The sequence below is a fragment of the Limimaricola cinnabarinus genome, assembly GCF_002723615.1.
Taxonomy (GTDB): Bacteria; Pseudomonadota; Alphaproteobacteria; order Rhodobacterales; family Rhodobacteraceae; genus Limimaricola; species Limimaricola cinnabarinus_B.
This window is the reverse complement of record NZ_KZ304953.1, coordinates 86015-106117: the sequence shown is the minus strand read 5'-3', so window position 1 is coordinate 106117 and position 20103 is coordinate 86015. Positions and strand designations below refer to the sequence as shown.

The 20103-nt window shown below is 66.9% G+C and carries 21 protein-coding genes and 1 tRNA gene; 15 read left to right on the top strand and 7 right to left on the bottom strand.

What is annotated here, in order from left to right:
- Position 1: 1 nt before the first annotated feature.
- From sdhD to CJ301_RS05105, 4 genes are all read right to left on the bottom strand, one after another.
- Positions 2-373, bottom strand: coding sequence for a succinate dehydrogenase, hydrophobic membrane anchor protein (gene sdhD, locus CJ301_RS05120; protein WP_099274952.1), 372 nt, complete (start codon positions 371-373; stop codon positions 2-4).
- Between the two features lie 11 nt (positions 374-384).
- On the bottom strand, positions 385-768 hold the full coding sequence (gene sdhC / locus CJ301_RS05115; protein ID WP_099274950.1) for a succinate dehydrogenase, cytochrome b556 subunit: 384 nt from the start codon (positions 766-768) through the stop codon (positions 385-387).
- 220 nt (positions 769-988) lie between these two features.
- Positions 989-1192, bottom strand: a complete 204-nt coding sequence (locus tag CJ301_RS05110) for a DUF1737 domain-containing protein (protein ID WP_099274948.1) — start codon at positions 1190-1192, stop codon at positions 989-991.
- 104 nt (positions 1193-1296) lie between these two features.
- Positions 1297-2136: an HpcH/HpaI aldolase/citrate lyase family protein gene (locus tag CJ301_RS05105; protein WP_099274946.1), complete on the bottom strand. Its 840-nt coding sequence runs from the start codon at positions 2134-2136 to the stop codon at positions 1297-1299.
- Positions 2137-2408: 272 nt separating this feature from the next.
- On the opposite strand from CJ301_RS05105, the gene CJ301_RS05100 reads away from it, so the two are divergent.
- The 12 genes from CJ301_RS05100 to lpdA all read left to right on the top strand — a co-directional run bounded on the left by CJ301_RS05100 (position 2409) and on the right by lpdA (position 15700).
- A complete protein-coding gene (locus CJ301_RS05100; protein WP_099274944.1) occupies positions 2409-3530 on the top strand; it encodes a PRC-barrel domain-containing protein in 1122 nt (373 codons plus the stop codon).
- 166 nt (positions 3531-3696) lie between these two features.
- Positions 3697-4659 (top strand): malate dehydrogenase, encoded by a 963-nt coding sequence (mdh, locus tag CJ301_RS05095; RefSeq protein WP_099274942.1) that lies wholly within the window; start codon positions 3697-3699, stop codon positions 4657-4659.
- Between the two features lie 58 nt (positions 4660-4717).
- On the top strand, positions 4718-5563 hold the full coding sequence (locus CJ301_RS05090) for a putative nucleotide-diphospho-sugar transferase (protein ID WP_099274940.1): 846 nt from the start codon (positions 4718-4720) through the stop codon (positions 5561-5563).
- Between the two features lie 23 nt (positions 5564-5586).
- On the top strand, positions 5587-6465 hold the full coding sequence (locus CJ301_RS05085; RefSeq protein WP_099274937.1) for a putative nucleotide-diphospho-sugar transferase: 879 nt from the start codon (positions 5587-5589) through the stop codon (positions 6463-6465).
- Between the two features lie 231 nt (positions 6466-6696).
- A complete protein-coding gene (gene sucC / locus CJ301_RS05080) occupies positions 6697-7890 on the top strand; it encodes an ADP-forming succinate--CoA ligase subunit beta (RefSeq protein ID WP_099274935.1) in 1194 nt (397 codons plus the stop codon).
- 5 nt (positions 7891-7895) lie between these two features.
- Positions 7896-8777, top strand: coding sequence for a succinate--CoA ligase subunit alpha (sucD, locus tag CJ301_RS05075; RefSeq protein ID WP_099274933.1), 882 nt, complete (start codon positions 7896-7898; stop codon positions 8775-8777).
- A 109-nt stretch (positions 8778-8886) separates the two neighbouring features.
- A complete protein-coding gene (locus CJ301_RS05070) occupies positions 8887-11850 on the top strand; it encodes a 2-oxoglutarate dehydrogenase E1 component (RefSeq protein ID WP_099274932.1) in 2964 nt (987 codons plus the stop codon).
- Positions 11851-11852: 2 nt separating this feature from the next.
- The gene (gene odhB, locus CJ301_RS05065) at positions 11853-13097 is read left to right on the top strand and encodes a 2-oxoglutarate dehydrogenase complex dihydrolipoyllysine-residue succinyltransferase (protein WP_099274931.1); all 1245 of its coding nucleotides are present in this window, start codon (positions 11853-11855) and stop codon (positions 13095-13097) included.
- 57 nt (positions 13098-13154) lie between these two features.
- Positions 13155-13397, top strand: a complete 243-nt coding sequence (locus tag CJ301_RS05060) for a hypothetical protein (RefSeq protein WP_099274929.1) — start codon at positions 13155-13157, stop codon at positions 13395-13397.
- Between the two features lie 81 nt (positions 13398-13478).
- A complete protein-coding gene (locus CJ301_RS05055; RefSeq protein WP_099274927.1) occupies positions 13479-13865 on the top strand; it encodes an MAPEG family protein in 387 nt (128 codons plus the stop codon).
- 16 nt (positions 13866-13881) lie between these two features.
- Positions 13882-14292, top strand: coding sequence for an MAPEG family protein (locus tag CJ301_RS05050; protein WP_099274925.1), 411 nt, complete (start codon positions 13882-13884; stop codon positions 14290-14292).
- 19 nt (positions 14293-14311) lie between these two features.
- On the top strand, positions 14312-15700 hold the full coding sequence (lpdA, locus tag CJ301_RS05045) for a dihydrolipoyl dehydrogenase (protein ID WP_099274923.1): 1389 nt from the start codon (positions 14312-14314) through the stop codon (positions 15698-15700).
- 106 nt (positions 15701-15806) lie between these two features.
- On the opposite strand, the gene CJ301_RS05040 is transcribed toward lpdA, so the two are convergent.
- From CJ301_RS05040 to CJ301_RS05030, 3 genes are all read right to left on the bottom strand, one after another.
- Positions 15807-17099 carry a calcium-binding protein gene (locus CJ301_RS05040; protein ID WP_110522077.1) on the bottom strand — a complete coding sequence of 431 codons (1293 nt, stop codon included), beginning with the start codon at positions 17097-17099 and terminating at the stop codon, positions 15807-15809.
- Between the two features lie 246 nt (positions 17100-17345).
- Positions 17346-17421, bottom strand: a tRNA-Ala gene (locus tag CJ301_RS05035).
- Positions 17422-17531: 110 nt separating this feature from the next.
- A complete protein-coding gene (locus CJ301_RS05030; RefSeq protein ID WP_099274919.1) occupies positions 17532-17870 on the bottom strand; it encodes a TIGR02300 family protein in 339 nt (112 codons plus the stop codon).
- 147 nt (positions 17871-18017) lie between these two features.
- Here CJ301_RS05030 and CJ301_RS05025 point away from each other — a divergent pair, with 147 nt between their 5' ends.
- From CJ301_RS05025 to CJ301_RS05015, 3 genes are all read left to right on the top strand, one after another.
- Positions 18018-18752: a M48 family metallopeptidase gene (locus CJ301_RS05025; RefSeq protein ID WP_099275222.1), complete on the top strand. Its 735-nt coding sequence runs from the start codon at positions 18018-18020 to the stop codon at positions 18750-18752.
- On the top strand, positions 18749-19408 hold the full coding sequence (locus tag CJ301_RS05020; RefSeq protein WP_099274917.1) for a GntR family transcriptional regulator: 660 nt from the start codon (positions 18749-18751) through the stop codon (positions 19406-19408). The genes CJ301_RS05025 and CJ301_RS05020 overlap by 4 nt, the downstream gene beginning before the upstream one ends.
- 92 nt (positions 19409-19500) lie before the next feature.
- Positions 19501-19971 (top strand): hypothetical protein, encoded by a 471-nt coding sequence (locus CJ301_RS05015; RefSeq protein ID WP_099274915.1) that lies wholly within the window; start codon positions 19501-19503, stop codon positions 19969-19971.
- Positions 19972-20103 lie beyond the last annotated feature (132 nt).

Here is a 20103-nt window from a genome sequence, read left to right as displayed (position 1 = left end):
ATCAGAGGGCGAGGCGGATCAGGGCGAGAACGCCGATCGCGGCCAGAGCATAGGAAAGGCAGGTCACGCCGATGATCAGCGCGCGGCGGGCGAAGCCCTGCGCGTAATCCTCGATCATCACCTGGGCGCCGGCGCGGAAATGCCAGAAGCCGACGATGAAGGTCAGCACGGCGATCGCCGCCGGAATCGGACGCTGGTAGTAGATCACCACCTCTTCATAGGTGCCGCCCAGCACCGCGCCGAAGGTAAAGACGAAGAGCGGAATCAGCACGGCCAGCGCCACCGAGGACATGCTCATGCGCCAGTGCTGGCGGGTCCCGGAATGCGAGGCGCCGAGGCCGTGCGCGCGCTTGCGGTCGGTCAGGTAAGCCATTGGTTGCCCCTTCAGAGAACGACGACGGTGAAGATGGTGAGCAGGACCGAGACGATCAGGATGATCTGGCCCAGAAGCTCGGCCTTGTCGATCTCGAGCATCTTCACCTCGTCCCAGATCAGGTGCCGGATGCCCGCCAGCGTGTGGTACCACAGGCCCAGCACCGAGAAGAACAGCACCAGATCGCCGAACCAGCTGCGCAGGAAGCCGTCGGCGGTGGCGAAGCTCGCCGGGCCGGCGGCAGCAGCGGCAAACCACCAGACGATCAGCGCGGCGGCGACGATCATCGCGTTGCCGGTGATCCGCGTCAGGATCGAGGTGATCGAGGTGATCTGCGGGCGGTAGATGGTGATATGGGGCGAAAGAGGGCGGTTGCCCCGGTTCACATCGGCCATGGCGTCGTCCTTATCTGGCGTGCGGGCCTGCGTTGCCGCGGCCCCGGCTGGCCTATCCCTAGCGATTTTGCGCGGCCTGTCACCCGCCACGACGCTGCTGAATGCTGAAAAATCCCGGAATCAGGCAGGATTCCGCCCGGCGTGATCACACTCCCGAAGGCTGTGATCACGGATGCCGGGCGGATGCGGAATCTCGAAGGCCGCGGCGATCCGCGCAGCCTCAGAGCTGGCCGAGCTTCAGATCGGCGGAATACTCGACATCGGCCTCCTTGGTCACGGCCTGCCCGCAGCGCATCACGCCATTGGCGGCGTCGAAGGCATAGGTCGGCTGGCCGTAGAGCTCCCATCCCTTCGACAGGGCTTCGGTCACCTTGTGGCAGAAGGCCGAGGTGTCGTCGGCGGTAAGAAGGCGGTAGATCATCATGGCATGGCTCCGAAGCAAGAAAGGTTCGGGCCAGACTTGCACCAGCGCGCGGGGGATGAAAACCACCCGGCGCCACGAGGCCGCCGCCGGGCGGGAAGGCCGGATCAGGAAGCCCGGCCCTCCTCCAGCTTCCGCGCCAGATCGAGCAGCGCCCGCGCGGCCTCGACATGCAGCGCCTCGACGATCTCGCCATCGACCACGGCCACCCCCTGCCCCTCGGCCAGCACCGCCTCGAAGGCGGCGATGCGGCGGCGGGCGAGATCGATCTCTTCCGCGCCGGGCGCGAAGGCGGCATTGGCGGCGGCGATCTGCGCGGGATGGATGAGGCTCTTGCCGTCGAAACCCAGATCGCGCCCCTGCGCGCATTCGGCCTCGAGCCGCGCGGCATCGTCCAGCGCGTTGCAGACCCCGTCGATCGCGGCGACGCCATGCGCGCGCGCGGCCAGAAGCGCGCCCTGCAACGCGGTCAGGAGCGCGAAGCGGTCGGCGGTCGGCCTCAGGCCGATCTCGCGCCCCAGATCATTGGTGCCCATCACGATCCCCGACAGCCGCGGATGCGCGCAGATCTCGGCCGCGCGCAGCACGCCGCGGGCGGTCTCGATCATCGCCCAGAGCGGCCGCTCCGTCCGGGCCGCCACCGCGTCGAGATCCGCCGCCTCATCGACCTTCGGCACCACGATGCCGTCGCACTCCCAGCCCGCCTGCGCCGCGAGATCCTCGGCGCCCCAGGGTGTGCCGAGCCCGTTGATCCGCACCAGCCGGAGCTGCGCCGCCCTCCCCCTTTCCGCAAGCGCCGCGCCCAGCGCCGCGCGTGCTTCCTGCTTGGCCGCCGGGGCGACCGCGTCCTCGAGATCGAGAATCAGCGCGTCGCAAGGCAGGTCGCGCGCCTTGGCCAGGGCGCGGGCATTGGAGGCGGGCACGTAGAGCATGGAGCGCAGCGGCATGAGGGGTCCTTCGTGGCAAGAGCGCCTCCAACCTGCCCCGATACGCGGCCCGCCGCAATCGCCGCGGCGGGGTATGAAACAGGCCGGATTCGGCCGGTTTCGCGCGCTGCGATCGGCCGGAACCGGCCGGTCGATCATCGCCCACTGGCCTCATGCAAATATAGCTCTCGAAGGGTGCAACCTTCCCCCGGCTGGGGGGTTTCCGGCTCAGAACCGGGGCGGCGTCCAAAGGGCGGCCGCAGACCCGGCATTAGGACGAAAGGTTCTGAAAGATGAAACTCCTTCTCACTTCCGCGGCGACCGCGCTCGTCATGGGAACGACCGCCTACGCCGAATCCCACAGCATGGGCCTGGGGGCCTTCGAGGTCACCGCCGATGACTTCTATGCCTCGAACCTCATGGGCATGCGCGTCTATGCCTCGCAGCAGGAGCTTGGCGCGAATGGCGACATGATCGATTTCGCCGAGCAGGAATGGGACGATATCGGCGAGATCAACGACCTGGTGATCTCCGAGGACGGGGCCGTGGGCGCCGTGATCGTCGGGGTCGGCGGCTTTCTGGGGATCGGCGAAAAGGATGTCGCCATCACCATGGACCAGATCCGCACCTATGATGACGAGAACGGCGAGCGCTTCCTCGTGATCAACGCCACGCAGGAATCGCTGGAGGCCGCCCCCGGCTTCGAGCGGGCCAGCATGGACGAGACCGCGATGACCGATGGCGAGGCCGCCGAGCCGGGCATGGTCGAGCAGACCAGCGCCGCCGCCACCGCCGCGGCCACCGCGACGATGATCGAGGACGAGGAGGCCGTCACCGTACCGGCGGATGGCAGCACCACGACCACCGATATCGAAACCGAGACGGTCGAGGGCGAATCGGAAATGACCGAAGCGGAGACGGTCGAAACGGAGATGGCCGAAACCGCCCCCGCCGCAGACACGGGCATGGCCACGGGCACGGGCACGGCCGCGACCACCGGCATGATCGAGCGCGACGGCTACACCACCACCGCCGTCAGTGATCTGAGCACCGAAGAGCTCAACGGCGCGTCGGTCTATGGTGCCGATGACGACAATGTCGGCGAGATCGAGGAGCTGGTGGCCTCGGATGCGGGCGAGATCGAGCAGGCCGTCATCGGCGTCGGCGGTTTCCTCGGCATCGGCGAAAAGCGGGTCGCGGTGAATTTCTCCGACCTGCAGATCCTCACCAACGAGGATGGCTCGGACATCCGCGTCTACATCAGCGCCACCGAGGACGAGCTGAAGGCCCTGCCGGAATACCAGGCCCCCGAGGAGGCGGCGATGGAGAACGAGATGGGGACCCAGATGGAAACCGAAACGGGGACCGAGATGGAAACCGAGATGGAAACCGAGACCGCGCCCGCCGCGCAGTAACGCCCGTTTCCCCGCTTCATGCGGCCGCCCCCCCGGACAAGGGGGGCGGCCGTTTTCGTTTGCGCAAACATCGGGCCGCGCGGCGCTGCGGGCCGCCTCAGGCTTGCAACAGGGTCGGGCACGGCTTAGCAAAGCCTCGCAAACACATTCTCGACAGGAGCCATTCATGGCCAGACCCAAGATCGCCCTCATCGGCGCCGGTCAGATCGGCGGCACGCTTGCCCATCTCGCCGCGATCAAGGAACTCGGCGATGTCGTGCTGTTCGACATTGCCGAAGGCACCCCTCAGGGCAAGGCGCTCGACATCGCCGAATCCGGTCCGGCCGAGGGCTTCGACGCGACCCTCAAGGGCACCAACGACTATGCCGACATCGCCGGCGCCGACGTGTGCATCGTCACCGCCGGTGTGCCGCGCAAGCCCGGCATGAGCCGCGACGACCTTCTGGGCATCAACCTCAAGGTCATGAAGTCGGTGGGCGAAGGCATCGCCAAGCACGCGCCGAACGCCTTTGTCATCTGCATCACCAACCCGCTCGACGCGATGGTCTGGGCCCTGCGCGAGTTCTCGGGCCTGCCGCATGAAAAGGTCTGCGGCATGGCCGGCGTGCTCGACAGCGCCCGCTTCCGCCACTTCCTCAGCCTCGAATTCGACGTCTCGATGCGTGACGTCACCGCCTTCGTTCTGGGCGGGCATGGCGACACCATGGTGCCGCTGGCGCGCTACTCCACCGTCGGCGGCATCCCGCTGCCCGACCTGGTGCAGATGGGCTGGACCACGCAGGAAAAGCTCGACGCGATCATCCAGCGCACCCGTGACGGCGGCGCCGAGATCGTCGGCCTGCTCAAGACCGGCTCGGCCTTCTACGCGCCCGCCACCTCGGCGATCGAGATGGCCGAGGCCTATCTCAAGGACCAGAAGCGCGTCCTGCCCTGCGCGGCCTATGTCGACGGGGCGCTCGGCCTCAACGGCATGTATGTCGGCGTGCCGACCGTGATCGGCGCCGGCGGCGTCGAGCGCGTCATCGACATCAAGATGAACCGCGACGAACAGGCGATGTTCGACAAGTCGGTCGATGCGGTGAAGGGCCTCGTGGATGCCTGCAAGGGCATCGATCAGAGCCTCGCCTGATCCTGAGCCAAAGGGAGCGGCCCGCCTTCGGGCCGCTCCGCCAAGGAGCCGCGCCGCCATGACCGCTTCCACGCCAGATCGCGGCTTCGTCTTCGCCGCCACCGGCCACGACTATGTCACGCTTGCGCGCCGCGCGGCGCGCAATCTCAAGCAGGCCATGCCGCGCTGCCAGGTCGACCTGTTCACCGATGCCGAGATCGACGACGAGATCTTCGACCGGGTGCATCTGCTCGAACATGCCTCGCGCCGCCCCAAGATCGAGGCGATGCAGCGGTCGCGCTTCGAGCGGACGATCTATCTCGATGCCGATATCGCGGTGCTCGCACCGATCGACGACGTCTTCGACATCCTCGATCGCTTCGACCTCGCGCTCGTTCCCAGCCAGCGCCGCAACGACCGCCGCAACCGCGAACAGCTGCCCGGTCATCCGGTGCCGCCCGCCTTTCCGCAGATGAACAGCGGCGTGATGGCGGTCCGGCGGTCGGCCCGGACCGACGCCCTTCTCGCCGACTGGCACCGCATGGTGCATGACGGCACCCAGAAATTCGACCAGCCCTCCCTGCGGGTGCTGCTCTACGAAGGCACGCTGCGGCTTCACATCCTGCCCGACGAATACAACGTGATGTTCTTCAGGCCCTTCATGCTCAATGGCACCGGCTTCACCGCGCCGCGCCTGCTGCACGAGCCCAAGCTGCACCAGCGGGAGGCGGGCGACCCGACCCGGCCCTTCCAGCTGGGCGAGATCCTCGCGCCGCCGCAGATCAAGAAGCTTGCGGAAATGCTCGATGGCGATCAGACATTGTCGCACTACGTTCCGGTCACCGGCGGCGATCCGGTCAAGCCGACCCCGCGCAAGACCGGCTGGCGGACATTTCTCGGCAATCTCAAGCGCCGCGCCATCTGAGCCCCTCATTCCAGGACCTCGACATGACTTCTCAGCCCGCCGCCGCGCCCTCCGATCGCGGTTTCGTCTTTGCCGCGACAAGCCCGCGCTACACCATCATGGCGCAGCGCGCGGCGCGCAATCTGCGCATGGTGATGCCGGAAGCGCAGGTCGATCTCTTCACCGACCAGGACATCGACGATCCGGTGTTCGACCAGATCCACAAGGTCGAGCATGTCTGGCACCGCCCCAAGATGGAGGCGATGCGGCGGTCGCGCTTCGAGCGGACGGTCATGCTCGATGCCGATCTCATCTTTCTCGCCCCGGTCTGGGAGCTGTTCGACATTCTCGACCGCTTCGAATTCGCGGGCTGCCACGGCAATGTGCGCCGGCGCGGCATGGGCTATGCCGATGCCGACGTGCCGCGCAGCTTTCCGGTGATCAATACCGGCGTGCTGGCCTTGCGCCGCACCCCGGCCCTGACCGATTTCCTGCAGCGCTGGGAAGATGCGGTGCGGGATTCGGAGGCCAATCTCGACCAGCCGACCTTCCGCCGCATGCTCTATGAATCGGATCTGCGCTTCGTGGCGCTGCCGGTCGAATACAACATGATGCATGTCCCCGCGCTCGACCGGCGGGAGCCGAAGATGGGCGCGCCGCGAATTCTGCACCTGATGCGGCTCGACAAGATGGAGCCGGGCGATCCGACCCAGCCCTTCGATCTCAAGGAATGCGTGGAGCCGAAGATCTACCGCCATGCCCGCCGCCTGCTGACCCGCGACTGGTCCTTGAAGGACCAGCCCATCGGCCTGCCGCGCATGCCCGCGAAAAAGAAGCCCACCGCCGGCAAGGCGGTGGTCAGCAAGGGCAAGCAGATCAAGAAGGGACTGCGCAGGCGGCTGAACCGGCTCAAGAGCGCCTGACCGCTGTCAGGCCCGCCGAGCAAGGGGGGCCGAGGCCGGGATTCGCGCAGGCACACGCCCCTTTCCCCAAAGCGCTCCTCCCCGACTGCCCGGCCCGCGCCTATTGTGATCACATGAATTTTTCGCGTGATCACAACGGTGGGTTTTTCGGGTGTCGGCGGCACAAACCGGTTCTTCTGTGGCGCGCGGTATGGTTCAAAGGGCCAAATCACGGCAACCGAGGACCGGTCCATGAACATCCACGAATATCAGGCCAAGGCCCTTCTGCGCAGCTACGGCGCGCCCGTTTCCGACGGGCGTCCGGTGATGCGTGCGGAAGAGGCGAAGACCGCGGCGGGCGAGCTCGACGGCCCGCTTTGGGTCGTGAAGGCGCAGATCCACGCGGGCGGCCGCGGCAAGGGCAGCTTCAAGGAAGCCGATGCCGGCGAAAAGGGCGGCGTCCGCCTTGCCAAATCGGTCGAGGAAGCCGCCGAAGAGGCCAAGAAGATGCTCGGCCGCACGCTGGTCACGCATCAGACCGGCCCGGCGGGCAAGCAGGTCAACCGCATCTACATCGAGGACGGCTCGGAGATCGAGACCGAGCTCTACCTCGCGCTGCTGGTCGACCGCGCCACCTCCCGCGTCTCCTTCGTCTGCTCGACCGAGGGCGGCATGGACATCGAGGAGGTCGCCGAGAAGACGCCCGAGAAGATCCTGTCCTTCTCCGTCGATCCGGCCACCGGCTACCAGCCCTATCACGGCCGCCGCATTGCCTTTTCGCTGGGGCTGAAAGGCCAGCAGGTGAAACAGTGCGTCAAGCTGATGGACACGCTCTACCGTCTCTTCCTCGAGAAGGACATGGAGATGCTGGAGATCAACCCGCTGATCGTCACCGACAAGGGCGATCTGAAATGCCTCGACGCCAAGATGGGCTTCGACGGCAACGCGATCTACCGCCATGACGACATCGCCGCGCTGCGCGACGAGACCGAGGAGGACAGCAAGGAGCTGGCCGCCTCCAAGTATGACCTGAACTACATCGCGCTCGACGGCGAGATCGGCTGCATGGTCAACGGCGCGGGCCTCGCCATGGCGACGATGGACATCATCAAGCTCAAGGGTGCCGAGCCCGCCAACTTCCTCGACGTGGGCGGCGGCGCGACCAAGGAGAAGGTGACCGAGGCGTTCAAGATCATCACCTCGGACGAGAACGTCAAAGGCATCCTCGTCAACATCTTCGGCGGCATCATGCGCTGCGACGTCATCGCCGAGGGCGTGATCGCGGCCGTCAAGGAAGTCGGTCTGCAGGTGCCGCTGGTCGTGCGTCTCGAAGGGACGAATGTCGATCAGGGCAAGGAGATCATCAACAATTCCGGTCTCGACGTGATCGCGGCGGACAACCTGTCCGACGCCGCCGAGAAGATCGTCAAAGCGGTGAAGGGATAACAGCAATGGCGATTCTCGTCGACGAAAACACCAAGGTCATCTGCCAGGGCCTGACCGGCAGCCAGGGCACCTTCCACACCGAGCAGGCGATCGCCTACGGCACCAAGATGGTCGGCGGCGTCACGCCGGGCAAGGGCGGCCAGACGCATCTCGACCTGCCCGTGTTCGACAGCGTGCACGAGGCCAAGGCCAGGACCGAGGCCAATGCGTCGGTCATCTACGTGCCGCCGCCGTTTGCCGCCGACAGCATCATGGAGGCGATCGACGCCGAGATGGAGCTGGTGATCTGCATCACCGAGGGCATCCCGGTGCTCGACATGATGAAGGTCAAGCGGGCGCTGGAGAACTCCAGGACCCGGCTGATCGGGCCGAACTGCCCCGGTGTCATCACGCCGGACGCCTGCAAGATCGGCATCATGCCCGGCCACATCCACAAGCGCGGCTCGGTGGGCGTCGTGTCCCGCTCGGGCACGCTGACCTATGAGGCGGTCAAGCAGACCTCCGACATGGGCCTCGGCCAGTCGACGGCCGTCGGCATCGGCGGCGACCCGATCAAGGGTTCCGAGCATATCGACATCCTCGACATGTTCCTCGACGACGACGAGACCCAGTCGATCATCATGATCGGCGAGATCGGCGGCACCGCCGAGGAAGAGGCCGCCGAGTTCCTCGCCGAGCAGCGCAAGAAGGGCCGCTGGAAGCCCACCGCCGGCTTCATCGCCGGGCGCACCGCGCCTCCGGGCCGCCGCATGGGCCATGCCGGCGCCATCGTGTCGGGCGGCAAGGGCGACGCGGAGAGCAAGATCGAGGCGATGAAATCCGCCGGGATCGTGGTCGCCGACAGCCCCGCCACGCTGGGCGAAGCGGTCAAGAAGGCCATCGGCTGAAACCGGTTTGGGCGGGGACCTTCGGGCCCCCGCCCCTGACATCCGCGCCGCGCGCCCTATCTGGGCCGGCGCATCCAGAGTTATTGCCCCGAGGATCGAGGATCCTGCCATGACCGATCAAAGCCCCAACGACGTGTTCCACGCCTCCAGCTTCCTGCAAGGCACGAACGCCGACTATATCGAGCAGCTTCACGCGCGCTATGCCGAGAATCCCTCGAGCGTCGACGAGGCGTGGCAGGAGTTCTTCCGCAGCCTCGGCGACACCGGCTCGGACGCCCGTGCCGAAGCGGCCGGCCCCTCCTGGGCGCGCGCCGACTGGCCGATGCAGCCCAATGACGACCTGACCGCCGCGCTCGACGGCCAGTGGGCCGCCCCCGCCGAGGCCAAGGGCGCGCGCGACAAGATCGTCGCCAAGGCCGCCGAAAAGGGCGTGGGGCTGAGCCAGGAACAGCTGCGCGCCGCCGTGCTCGACAGCATCCGCGCGCTGATGATCATCCGCGCCTACCGCATCCGCGGCCATCTCGCCGCCGATCTCGACCCGCTGGGCCTGCGCGAGGAAACCGCGCATCCCGAACTCGACCCCGCGAATTACGGCTTCACCAAGGCCGACATGGATCGCCCGATCTTCATCGACAACGTGCTCGGGCTCGAGATCGCCTCGATGAACGAGATCCTCGCTCTGGTGAAGCGCACCTATTGCGGCACCTTCGCGCTGCAATACATGCACATCTCGGACCCCGAGCAGTCGGCCTGGCTCAAGGAGCGGATCGAGGGCTATGGCAAGGAGGTGAAGTTCACCGAGGAAGGCCGCCGCGCCATCCTCAACAAGCTGGTCGAGGCCGAGGGCTTCGAGAAGTTCCTGCATGTGAAATACATGGGCACCAAGCGCTTCGGCCTCGATGGCGGCGAGGCGCTGATCCCGGCGATGGAGCAGATCATCAAGCGCGGCGGCAGCCTCGGGGTGAAGGACATCGTGATCGGCATGCCGCATCGCGGCCGCCTCTCGGTGCTCGCCAATGTCATGCAGAAGCCCTACCGCGCGATCTTCCACGAGTTCCAGGGCGGCAGCTTCAAGCCCGAGGAGGTCGACGGTTCGGGCGACGTGAAATACCATCTCGGCGCCTCGTCCGACCGCGAGTTCGACGGCAACAAGGTGCACCTGTCGCTGACCGCGAACCCCTCGCATCTCGAGGCGGTGAACCCGGTCGTGCTCGGCAAGGTGCGCGCCAAGCAGAGCCAGCTCGGCGATACCGAGCGCACCCAGGTGCTGCCGATCCTGCTGCATGGCGACGCGGCCTTCGCGGGCCAGGGCGTCGTGGCCGAGGGCTTCGGCCTGTCGGGCCTGACCGGGCACCGCACCGGCGGCACCATGCATATCGTGGTGAACAACCAGATCGGCTTCACCACCGCGCCGCATTTCTCGCGCTCCTCGCCCTACCCCACCGACATCGCGCTGATGGTCGAGGCGCCGATCTTCCACGTCAACGGCGACGACCCCGAGGCGGTGGTGCACGCCGCCAAGGTGGCGACCGAGTTCCGGCAGAAGTTCCACAAGGACGTGGTGATCGACATCTTCTGCTACCGCCGCTTCGGTCACAACGAGGGCGACGAGCCCATGTTCACCAACCCGGTGATGTACAAGAAGATCAAGAACCAGAAGACCACGCTCACGCTCTACACCGAGCGGCTCGTCAAGGACGGGCTGATCCCCGAGGGCGAGATCGAGGACATGAAGACCCAGTTCCAGGCCATGCTCGGCGACGAGTTCGAGGCCGGGAAATCCTACCGCCCGAACAAGGCCGACTGGCTCGACGGGCGCTGGAGCCATCTCGACCGGCGCGACCACGAAAGCTACCAGCGCGGCCAGACGGCGATCGACGAGAAGACCATGACCGAGATCGGCCGCGCCATCACCCGCGCGCCCGAGGGCTTCCCGCTGCACCGCACCGTCAGCCGCCTGCTCGACGCCAAGGGCAAGATGTTCGAGAGCGGCCGCGGCTTCGACTGGGCCACGGCCGAGGCGATCGCCTTCGGCTCGCTTCTGACCGAGGGCTACCCGGTTCGCCTCTCGGGGCAGGACAGCACCCGCGGCACCTTCTCGCAGCGCCACTCGGCCTTCATCAACCAGGAGAACGAGGACCGCTACTACCCGCTCAACCACATCCGCGAGGGGCAGGCCCGGTTCGAGGCCATCGACTCGATGCTTTCGGAATACGCGGTGCTGGGCTTCGAATACGGCTACACCCTGGCCGAGCCCAACGCGCTGGTGATGTGGGAGGCGCAGTTCGGCGATTTCGCCAATGGCGCGCAGATCATGTTCGACCAGTTCATCTCCTCGGGCGAATCCAAGTGGCTGCGCATGTCGGGCCTCGTGATGCTGCTGCCGCATGGCTATGAGGGCCAGGGCCCCGAGCATAGCTCGGCCCGGCTCGAGCGCTTCCTGCAGATGTGCGGCGGCGACAACTGGATCGTGGCCAACTGCTCGACGCCGGCGAACTACTTCCACATCCTGCGCCGGCAGCTGCACCGCACCTTCCGCAAGCCTCTGGTGCTGATGACGCCCAAGTCGCTCCTGCGCCACAAGATGGCGATCTCGGATGCCGAGGACTTCACCACCGGCTCCTCCTTCCACCGCGTGCTGTGGGACGATGCCGAGAAGGGCCATTCGGACACCGAGCTGAAGCCGGATGCAGAGATCAAGCGCGTCGTCATGTGCTCGGGCAAGGTCTATTACGACCTCTTGGAAGAGCGCGACGCGCGCGGGCTCGACGACGTCTACCTGATGCGGATCGAGCAGTTCTATCCCTTCCCGGCGCTGTCGCTCGTCAAGGAGCTTGAGCGGTTCAAGGGGGCGGAGATGGTCTGGTGCCAGGAGGAGCCCAAGAACCAGGGCGCCTGGAGCTTCATCGAGCCCAATATCGAATGGGTGCTGAGCCGGATCGACGCCGCGCACAAGCGGCCCCGTTACGTCGGCCGCCACGCGAGCGCCTCGCCCGCGACCGGCCTCGCCAGCCAGCACAAGGCCCAACAGGAAGCGCTGGTGAACGAAGCGCTGAGCATCGAAGGAAACTGAGAATGAGCACCGAAGTCCGCGTCCCCACCCTCGGCGAGAGCGTCTCGGAAGCGACCGTCGCCACCTGGTTCAAGAAGCCCGGCGATGCCGTCGCGGTGGACGAGATGCTGTGCGAGCTCGAAACCGACAAGGTGACGGTGGAGGTCCCCTCTCCCGTCGCCGGCACGCTGTCGGAGATCGTCGCCAATGAAGGCGACACCGTCGGCGTCGACGCGCTGCTGGCGCAGGTCTCCGAGGGCGACGCGCCCGAGAAGGCCGAGCCCGAGGCTCCGAAGGAAGACGGTCCCAAGGAGCAGCAGGAGGCCACCAATGTCTCCGGTGAGCCCGAGGGCGAGCCCGCCGAAAAGGGCGAGGCGAAAGGCGACACCGAGGACGCGCCCTCGGCCAAGAAGCTGATGGCCGAGAACGACCTCAAGGAAGGCGACGTCAAGGGCACCGGCAAGGATGGCCGGGTCATGAAGGAGGACGTGCTGAAGGCGCTCAACGCGCCGAAGAAGGCCGAGACCTCCAAGCCCGCCGCCCGTGGCCCCGTCTCATCGGATGATGCCGACCGCGAGGAGCGGGTCAAGATGACCCGCCTGCGCCAGACCATCGCCCGCCGCCTCAAGGAGGCGCAGAACACCGCCGCGATGCTGACCACCTACAACGAGGTGGACATGACCGCGGTGATGGAACTGCGCAACGAGTACAAGGCGCTGTTCGAGAAGAAGCACGGCGTGAAGCTCGGCTTCATGTCCTTCTTCACCAAGGCCTGCGTGCATGCTCTGAAGGAGGTGCCGGACGTCAACGCCGAGATCGACGGCGATCACGTGGTCTACAAGAACTACGTCCACATGGGCGTCGCCGTCGGCACGCCGAGCGGCCTCGTCGTGCCGGTGATCCGCAACGCCGACAGCATGGGCTTTGCCGAGATCGAGAAGTCGATCGCCGAGATGGGCGTGAAGGCGCGCGACGGCAAGCTCGGCATGGCCGACATGCAGGGCGGCTCCTTCACCATCTCGAATGGCGGCGTCTACGGCTCGCTGATGTCCTCGCCGATCCTCAACCCGCCGCAGTCGGGCATCCTCGGGATGCACAAGATCCAGGAACGCCCGATGGCGATCAACGGCAAGGTCGAGATCCGGCCGATGATGTATCTGGCGCTGAGCTATGATCACCGCATCGTCGACGGCAAGGGCGCGGTGACCTTCCTCGTGCGCGTCAAGGAGGCGCTGGAAGACCCGCGCCGCCTGCTGATGGACCTCTGAACTCCGCGCGGGGCCGGGCGTTGAGCCCGGCCCCGTTGTTCAAGAAAGGCGCGCGCCATGCAGATGCTCTGCCAGATCGACACCCCCGACTACGCCTCGTGGAAGACCGCCTTCGACGATGATTACGAGACGCGGATGCAGGCGGGCCTCAGCCAGCTGCAGATCTGGCGCGACGCCGATCACGGCTCGACCGTGCTGGTGCTGTTCGACGTCAACGACCGCAAGCGCGCCGAAGGCTGGATCGCCAAGGAGCAGGGCTTTGGCGGCGCCATGACCTGCACCTTCCTAGAGACCGCCTGATGCCCCTTCCCGCCCCGATACGCGAAATGCGCCCGATCGTGCTATGCTCGTCGGGGATGTATCGGTCGTGGGAGGCTCATCATGTCCGGCGAACTCGGGATTCTGGCGCTTTACGGGCTGCTCGTTCTGATCATTCTCGTGGTGCAGGTGCTGACGGCATGGGCGCAGGTCGGCCTGCCCATGCTGGCGCGCCCGCGCGACGACATGCCCCGGCTGACCGGCATGGCCGGGCGGATGGAGCGCTGCCTGTCCAATTCGGTCGTGGCCATGGCGCTCTTCGCGCCCGCGGTGCTGATCCTCGTGCTGCGCGAGGCCACGGGGGGCGGCACGCTTATGGCGGCACAGCTCTTCCTGCTCGCACGGGCGGCCTATGCGGTGATCTACCCGGCGGGCATCCCCTGGCTGCGCACCGGCGTCTGGGCCTTGGGCTTTCTCGCCACGCTCTATCTCTACATCGCCGCCCTCTGAGCCGGGGCCCGCGCTGATGGCGCCCGAATTGCAGGCGCTGGCCTATGCGGGGCTGCTGCAGGGCGCGCAGTTCGGCTGGCTGTCGCTGCGCGCCAACATGGAGCTCGGCTTCGGCAAGACGCTCTCCCCGCGCGATCCGCAGCGGCTCGGCCGCCCGCTCGAGGAACAGGCGAGCGTGCGGACAGGGCGGCTCTACAGGGCGCTCAACAACCATTTCGAGGGGCTGATCCTCTTCACCCTCGCGGTCGTCGTGCTGATCCTCGGCGACAAGACCACCGGTCTGTCGGGCCTTCTGGCCTGGACCTATCTGGGCGCGCGCATCGTCTACGTGCCCGCCTATTTCTTCGGGCTGCGCCCTTGGCGCTCGCTGATCTGGCTGGTGGGGTTTCTCGCCACCATCGGCATGATCGGCCTGGCCCTCGTCTGACACCCACAGGAGACACTCCATGGCATCCTACGATCTCATCGTCATCGGCTCCGGCCCCGGCGGCTATGTCTGCGCCATCAAGGCGGCCCAGCTCGGCCTCAAGACCGCGGTGGTCGAGGGGCGCGAGACGCTGGGCGGCACCTGCCTCAATGTCGGCTGCATCCCCTCCAAGGCGCTGTTGCACGCCACCCACGCGCTGCACGAGGCCGAGCACAACTTTGCCAAGATGGGGCTGAAGGCCGAGACGCCGACCGTCGATTGGCAGCAGATGCTCTCCTACAAGAACGACAGCATCGGTCAGAACACCGGCGGCATCGAGTTCCTGTTCAAGAAGAACAAGATTGACTGGCTCAAGGGCTGGGGCTCGATCCCCGAGGCGGGCAAGGTCAAGGTCGGCGAGGAGACGCACGAGGCCAAGAACATCGTGATCGCGAGCGGCAGCGTCCCCTCCTCGATCCCGAATGTCGAGGTCGACAACGAGATCGTCGTCGATTCCACCGGCGCGCTGGAGCTCAAGAAGATCCCCGAGAAGATGGTGGTGATCGGCGCGGGCGTGATCGGGCTGGAGCTGGGCTCGGTCTATCGCCGTCTGGGCGCGGAAGTGACCGTGGTCGAATATCTCGACGCGATCACGCCCGGCATGGATGCCGAGGTCGCCCGCAACTTCCAGAAGATCCTGACCAAGCAGGGGCTGAAATTCGTGCTCGGCGCGGCGGTGCAGGGCGTGACGGTCGAGGGCGACAAGGCCAAGGTCACCTGGAAGAGCCGCAAGGATGACAGCGAGGAGAGCCTCACCGTCGACACCGTGCTCGTGGCCACGGGGCGGAAACCTTACGTCGAGGGACTCGGCCTCGAAGAGCTCGGCGTCGAGATGACCGAGCGCGGCCAGATCAGGATCGACGACCACTTCAAGACCAGCGTCGACGGCGTCTATGCCATCGGTGACGCGGTGCCGGGGCTGATGCTGGCGCACAAGGCCGAGGATGAGGGCGTGGCGATCGCCGAGATCCTCGCCGGACAGAAGGGCCATGTGAACTACGAGGTGATCCCGGGCGTGGTCTACACCCACCCCGAGGTGGCGACCGTCGGCAAGACCGAGGAGCAGCTCAAGGAAGAGGGCCGCGGCTACCGCGTCGGCAAGTTCCCCTTCCTGGGCAATGCGCGCGCCAAGGCCAACCATTCGGCCGAGGGCTTCGTGAAGATCCTCGCCGACAAGGAGACCGATCGCATCCTCGGCGCGCATATCATCGGCCCGATGGCGGGCGACCTCATCCACGAGGTCTGCGTGGCGATGGAGTTCGGCGCCGCGGCCGAGGATCTGGCCCGCACCTGCCACGCCCATCCGACCTATTCGGAAGCCGTGCGCGAGGCGGCGCTGGCGCTGGGCGACGGCGCGATCCACGCCTGACCCCCTCTCCCCCCGCCCCGATCGAAAACGGCCGCCCCTCGGGGCGGCCGTCGTCATGTGGCGGGGGTCTTCGCGGCGCCGGGCCGAAGCCCGGCCATGGCGGATCTCAGCCGAAGAACAATGCGTCCTCGAGATCGTCGGAGGACACGTCGAGGATCTTGACGCTGTCACGGCCGCCGAAATCGATCACGGTGTCGCCCCTGCGATCCGTCAATTCGATCTTGCCTTCCGCGTGGTGCCGGAAGGTGATGTGATCGACGTCGACATTGAAGTCCTTGATGACATCCTTGCCGAACCTGGCGTCGAAGACGAACTCGTCGCCGCCGAGACCGCCGGTCAGCTTGTCCTTGCCGCGGCCGCCATCGATGACATCGTTGCCGCCCTGCCCCTTGATCACGTCCCGGCCCCGGCCACCGGAGAGCATGTTGTCCTCGGCCGAGCCGATCAGCTTGTCCTTGCCGCGCGTGCCCTCGACATTCTCGAAGCCATCGAACCTGTCGCGATCGCCCAGGCCCTTGGTGCGCGAGACGCCCTTGTCCATGTTGACGACAACGCCGTGGCGCCCGACATGCACCAGCGTATCCTCGCCCTCGCCGCCATGCAGCACGTCCTTGCCACGGCCACCGACCACCCGATCGTCGCCGCCGCCGGCATGGATCGTGTCGCGGCCATTATAGCCCTGGATGTAGTTGTCGATCTCGGAGCCGTACAGTTCATCGCCCTTGCGGGTGCCGGTGATGTTTTCGGCATCCGAGGTGACCGAAAGCCTGAAATCGCCAATCGGATCGACCGGATACCCCGAGGGCACTTCCACAGAAAGGAAGATCTTCTGGTCGGCGTCGGCCTCGTAGCTGAACTCGCTCGGGTCGTATTTGTCATTCATCCGAATCCAGCTGCCCGACGAATCCCGGATGCCCCACTGGGTCTGACCGATCGGGTCGTCGAGATCGGTATCGAGCACGAAGCTGTAGGTGCGCCCCTCCTCCACCTTGAGGGCATACATGTCGGCATCGCTCTTGTTGTCGAGCCGCCCTTCGACCCTGCCGCCGTCGAAGATCTTGGCCTTGGTATGGGTGTCCCCGCGCACGAAATCGCTGCGGTCCAGCGTCAGCCTGTATCCGTAACCATATTTGACCTGGGTGCTCGTCGTATCGATCCGCACATCGAACGCGCCGCCGGTGGATTGCTGCCAAGACCCGGAGAGCACGGCGGACCTGTTGTAGGATGCGATTCCGGTGATGCTGTCGAGGACCTGCACCCTGGGGTCCGCGTTGCGACCCGTGGTCACGTCGCCCCTGATCCAGTTATAGCTGATCCCGGCTTCGAGGTGGATCCGGTGCACGACACTGCTTTCGGCGGGTATTGCCTCGAATGTCTGCTTCGTGTCGTGTCTAGCCATCTAAAGACCCTCGGTTGTTTGCATGCCATGGGTAAGGGCGCGCACAACCCCAGGCAACAAACCCATGATCTTTCACAACTCGTGCTGATTTTTGGCAACGCATTGCGAGTCTGGGCCGGATGCAGCTTGCATGCCGTAGCAGAGGGCAAGGCGATGAGCTCCGGTTAGGCAGACCCCGCATATCCATGCGAGATGCCGGGCAGACCGGGGTTCGGAGCAGGTCCGAGATCTATGACAGGAGGGTGATGGTGGAGCCTAGGGGGATCGAACCCCTGACCTCCTGCATGCCATGCAGGCGCTCTCCCAGCTGAGCTAAGGCCCCATCATGTCCGGCGTTTCCGCCGTGTCGGTCAGCGTCGCTGCCCGTGTGCCGCTCTCTAAGGGTGGGGCCGGGCGGGTGCAAGCGGAAAACACACGCCCGGGCCGATTTTCTTATTCGTCGTCTTCGGCCGGGACATCGGCCAGCTCGTCGAGGGAGACCTCGTTGCTGTCATCGTCGTCATCGTCGAGCACGTCGTCGCCCAGATCGACGTTGTCGTCATCCTCGTCGTCGCTGTCGTCGAGCAGCAGCTCCTCGTCATCCTCCGAGGATTTCTTGGCCTTCTTGCTCTGCGCATCCTCGGCATCCGCGACCATGGTGCGGTGCTTGCCGGTGTCGAGCGTGACGACCTCGCCCGTGTAGGGGCTGATGATCGGGTTGGCGTTCAGGTCGTAGAAGCGCTTGCCCGTGGTCGGGCAGATGCGCTTGGTTCCCCATTCTTCCTTCGGCATGGGCTGTCCTTCCAGTTCCGTGCGGCGATGATCGGCGGGCGCGCCGGCCCGGGCGCGAAAAGCGCCTCGGCCTTGCGGCGGATCGCGCTCCCCTGCCATAAGCGCGCAGAGGTGTCAAAGGCTTTGGCCGAAGGGAGCGACCGGGTGATGGGAGAACATGTGCTGCCGGGCGATCCGCCCCTGACGGTGGCGCTGCGCCGTTCGGACCGGGCGCGGCGGATCACGCTGCGCGTGTCGCATCGCGACGGCCGGGTGACGCTGACCCTGCCGCGCCGCACGCCCGAGACCGAGGCGCTGGCCTTCCTGCAGGCGCGCGAGGCCTGGGTGCGCGGGCATCTCGAACAGGTGGCCCCCGCGCGGCCGGTGCGGCTTGGCGGCAGCCTGCCCTATCTGGGCCGCGAGATCGCGCTGCGCCCCGGCCCCGTGCGCCGCGCGACGCTTGATGGCGATACGCTGCTCCTGCCCGACGACGCGGCCCGCGCGCCCGCGCGCATCATGGCCTTTCTCAAGGACCGCGCCCGCGACCGGCTCTCGGCGGCGGTGGACCGCCACGCCGCGGCGCTGGGCCGCCCGGTGCGGCGGCTGAGCCTGCGCGACACGCGCTCGCGCTGGGGCTCGTGCAGCGCGCGGGGCGACATCATGCTGTCGTGGCGGCTCGTCATGGCGCCGCCCGAGATCGGCGATTACGTCGCCGCACACGAGGTCGCCCACCTGGCCGAGATGAATCACTCCGCCGCCTTCTGGGCCGTCTGCGTGCGGCTCTACCCCGATCACCGCGCCGCGCGCGACTGGCTTCGGACACGTGGCGACAGCCTGCAGCGGATCGAGTTCTCCGTCCCTGCCCCCGCCCCCGCCCCCGCCCCCGCCGAGACGCTCGCATGATCCCCGCCAATGCGAGCCCGCGCCTGCCCGACCCGACCGGCGCCGCGCATGACCGGGTCTACCGCGCGCTCAGGACGCGCATCCTGCATGGCGAGATGGAGCCCGGGGAATCGCTGACCCTGCGCGGCATCGGCAAGCTGTTCGGCGTCTCCATGACGCCCGCGCGCGAAGCGGTGCGGCGGCTGGTGGCCGAGGGCGCGCTCACGCTCTCTTCCTCGGGCCGGGTGGCCACGCCCGCGCTCACCAATGAGCGGATCGAGGAGCTGGCGAGCTTGCGCGCCATGCTGGAGCCCGAGCTTGCCTCGCGCGCCCTGCCGCGGGCGCATTTCGCGCTGATCGACCGGCTGGAGGCGATCAATGCCGGGGTCAGCCAGATGGTCGCGCGGCATGACGCGACCGGCTACATCCGCATGAACCTCGAATTTCACCGCACGCTCTATCTGCGCGCCCAATCGCCCGCGATCCTCGCCATGACCGAGACCGTCTGGCTGCAGCTCGGCCCCACCATGCGCGCGCTCTACGGGCGGCTGCGGCGCACCGAGCCGCCCTATCACCACAAGCTCATCCTCGCCGCGCTCCGCGCGGGAGACGAGCCGGGGCTCAGGCTCGCGGTGCGGACCGACGTGACGCAGGGGCTGCGGCTGCTCAAGGGGTGATTGACTATTCCGACATTTATTGTCAGGAATAGGCCAGCCACGACGGCCCGCCCGTCGCAAGCCGGATGCGTTCAGGACCATCGAGGCCCGCCATGCCCCGCGACTTTCCCGAAGATTTCCCCACGGACGACACCCGCCGCGCGCCGCCTGGTGGCGCGCCGGTCGGCCATATCGACGATCTCGGTGCGCTGGAGGCGCGCGCCGTGCGGCTGCTCAGGCTGTGGTGCGATGCCGGGCCGGGCGCGGTCGAGGCGCGCCTCGCCCCCGATCTCGATCCCGGCCCCGCCCGCGCGGCCAGCCGCGCGCTCGATGCGCTGTTGCGGCTATGCGGTGCCACCGGGCGGCGGCCGCTGATGCGCCACGCCGCGCAATGCGCCTGCCTGGGCGCGGACGAGGCCTGGTTCGCGCGGCTCGTCGGCCACGGTGCGCTGGCCGAGCGCGAGGAGGCGATGATGCTCGCCATGGCCTTCCTGCGTCCCGATGCGGTGGCGGAGGCCGCGCATCTGGCCCAGGCGCTGGGGCTCGGCCTGCGCCGCGCCGGGATCGGCCGGCGGCTGCATTGAACGCAGGCGCGCGGGCGATCCGCGCGCCGCCCTCGATCTAGAACAGCCACGCCCCCCATCTGCCGGAGGGAGCGGTGAATGGCGGGCCGCGCACGGCCCCAGCTCGGCCCCGGCCCATGCGGCAAATCCCGA

Coding starts and splice junctions, on each gene's coding strand:
- lpdA (WP_099274923.1), top strand. CDS start 14,312: ATGGCATCCTACGATCTCATCGTCATCGGCTCCGGCCCCGGCGGCTAT.
- CJ301_RS05060 (WP_099274929.1), top strand. CDS start 13,155: ATGCAGATGCTCTGCCAGATCGACACCCCCGACTACGCCTCGTGGAAG.
- sucD (WP_099274933.1), top strand. CDS start 7,896: ATGGCGATTCTCGTCGACGAAAACACCAAGGTCATCTGCCAGGGCCTG.
- CJ301_RS05050 (WP_099274925.1), top strand. CDS start 13,882: ATGGCGCCCGAATTGCAGGCGCTGGCCTATGCGGGGCTGCTGCAGGGC.
- CJ301_RS05085 (WP_099274937.1), top strand. CDS start 5,587: ATGACTTCTCAGCCCGCCGCCGCGCCCTCCGATCGCGGTTTCGTCTTT.
- CJ301_RS05015 (WP_099274915.1), top strand. CDS start 19,501: ATGCCCCGCGACTTTCCCGAAGATTTCCCCACGGACGACACCCGCCGC.
- CJ301_RS05030 (WP_099274919.1), bottom strand. CDS start 17,870: ATGCCGAAGGAAGAATGGGGAACCAAGCGCATCTGCCCGACCACGGGC.
- sdhC (WP_099274950.1), bottom strand. CDS start 768: ATGGCCGATGTGAACCGGGGCAACCGCCCTCTTTCGCCCCATATCACC.
- CJ301_RS05070 (WP_099274932.1), top strand. CDS start 8,887: ATGACCGATCAAAGCCCCAACGACGTGTTCCACGCCTCCAGCTTCCTG.
- sucC (WP_099274935.1), top strand. CDS start 6,697: ATGAACATCCACGAATATCAGGCCAAGGCCCTTCTGCGCAGCTACGGC.
- CJ301_RS05105 (WP_099274946.1), bottom strand. CDS start 2,136: ATGCCGCTGCGCTCCATGCTCTACGTGCCCGCCTCCAATGCCCGCGCC.
- sdhD (WP_099274952.1), bottom strand. CDS start 373: ATGGCTTACCTGACCGACCGCAAGCGCGCGCACGGCCTCGGCGCCTCG.
- CJ301_RS05020 (WP_099274917.1), top strand. CDS start 18,749: ATGATCCCCGCCAATGCGAGCCCGCGCCTGCCCGACCCGACCGGCGCC.
- CJ301_RS05040 (WP_110522077.1), bottom strand. CDS start 17,099: ATGGCTAGACACGACACGAAGCAGACATTCGAGGCAATACCCGCCGAA.
- CJ301_RS05110 (WP_099274948.1), bottom strand. CDS start 1,192: ATGATGATCTACCGCCTTCTTACCGCCGACGACACCTCGGCCTTCTGC.
- CJ301_RS05025 (WP_099275222.1), top strand. CDS start 18,018: ATGGGAGAACATGTGCTGCCGGGCGATCCGCCCCTGACGGTGGCGCTG.
- CJ301_RS05055 (WP_099274927.1), top strand. CDS start 13,479: ATGTCCGGCGAACTCGGGATTCTGGCGCTTTACGGGCTGCTCGTTCTG.
- odhB (WP_099274931.1), top strand. CDS start 11,853: ATGAGCACCGAAGTCCGCGTCCCCACCCTCGGCGAGAGCGTCTCGGAA.
- mdh (WP_099274942.1), top strand. CDS start 3,697: ATGGCCAGACCCAAGATCGCCCTCATCGGCGCCGGTCAGATCGGCGGC.
- CJ301_RS05100 (WP_099274944.1), top strand. CDS start 2,409: ATGAAACTCCTTCTCACTTCCGCGGCGACCGCGCTCGTCATGGGAACG.
- CJ301_RS05090 (WP_099274940.1), top strand. CDS start 4,718: ATGACCGCTTCCACGCCAGATCGCGGCTTCGTCTTCGCCGCCACCGGC.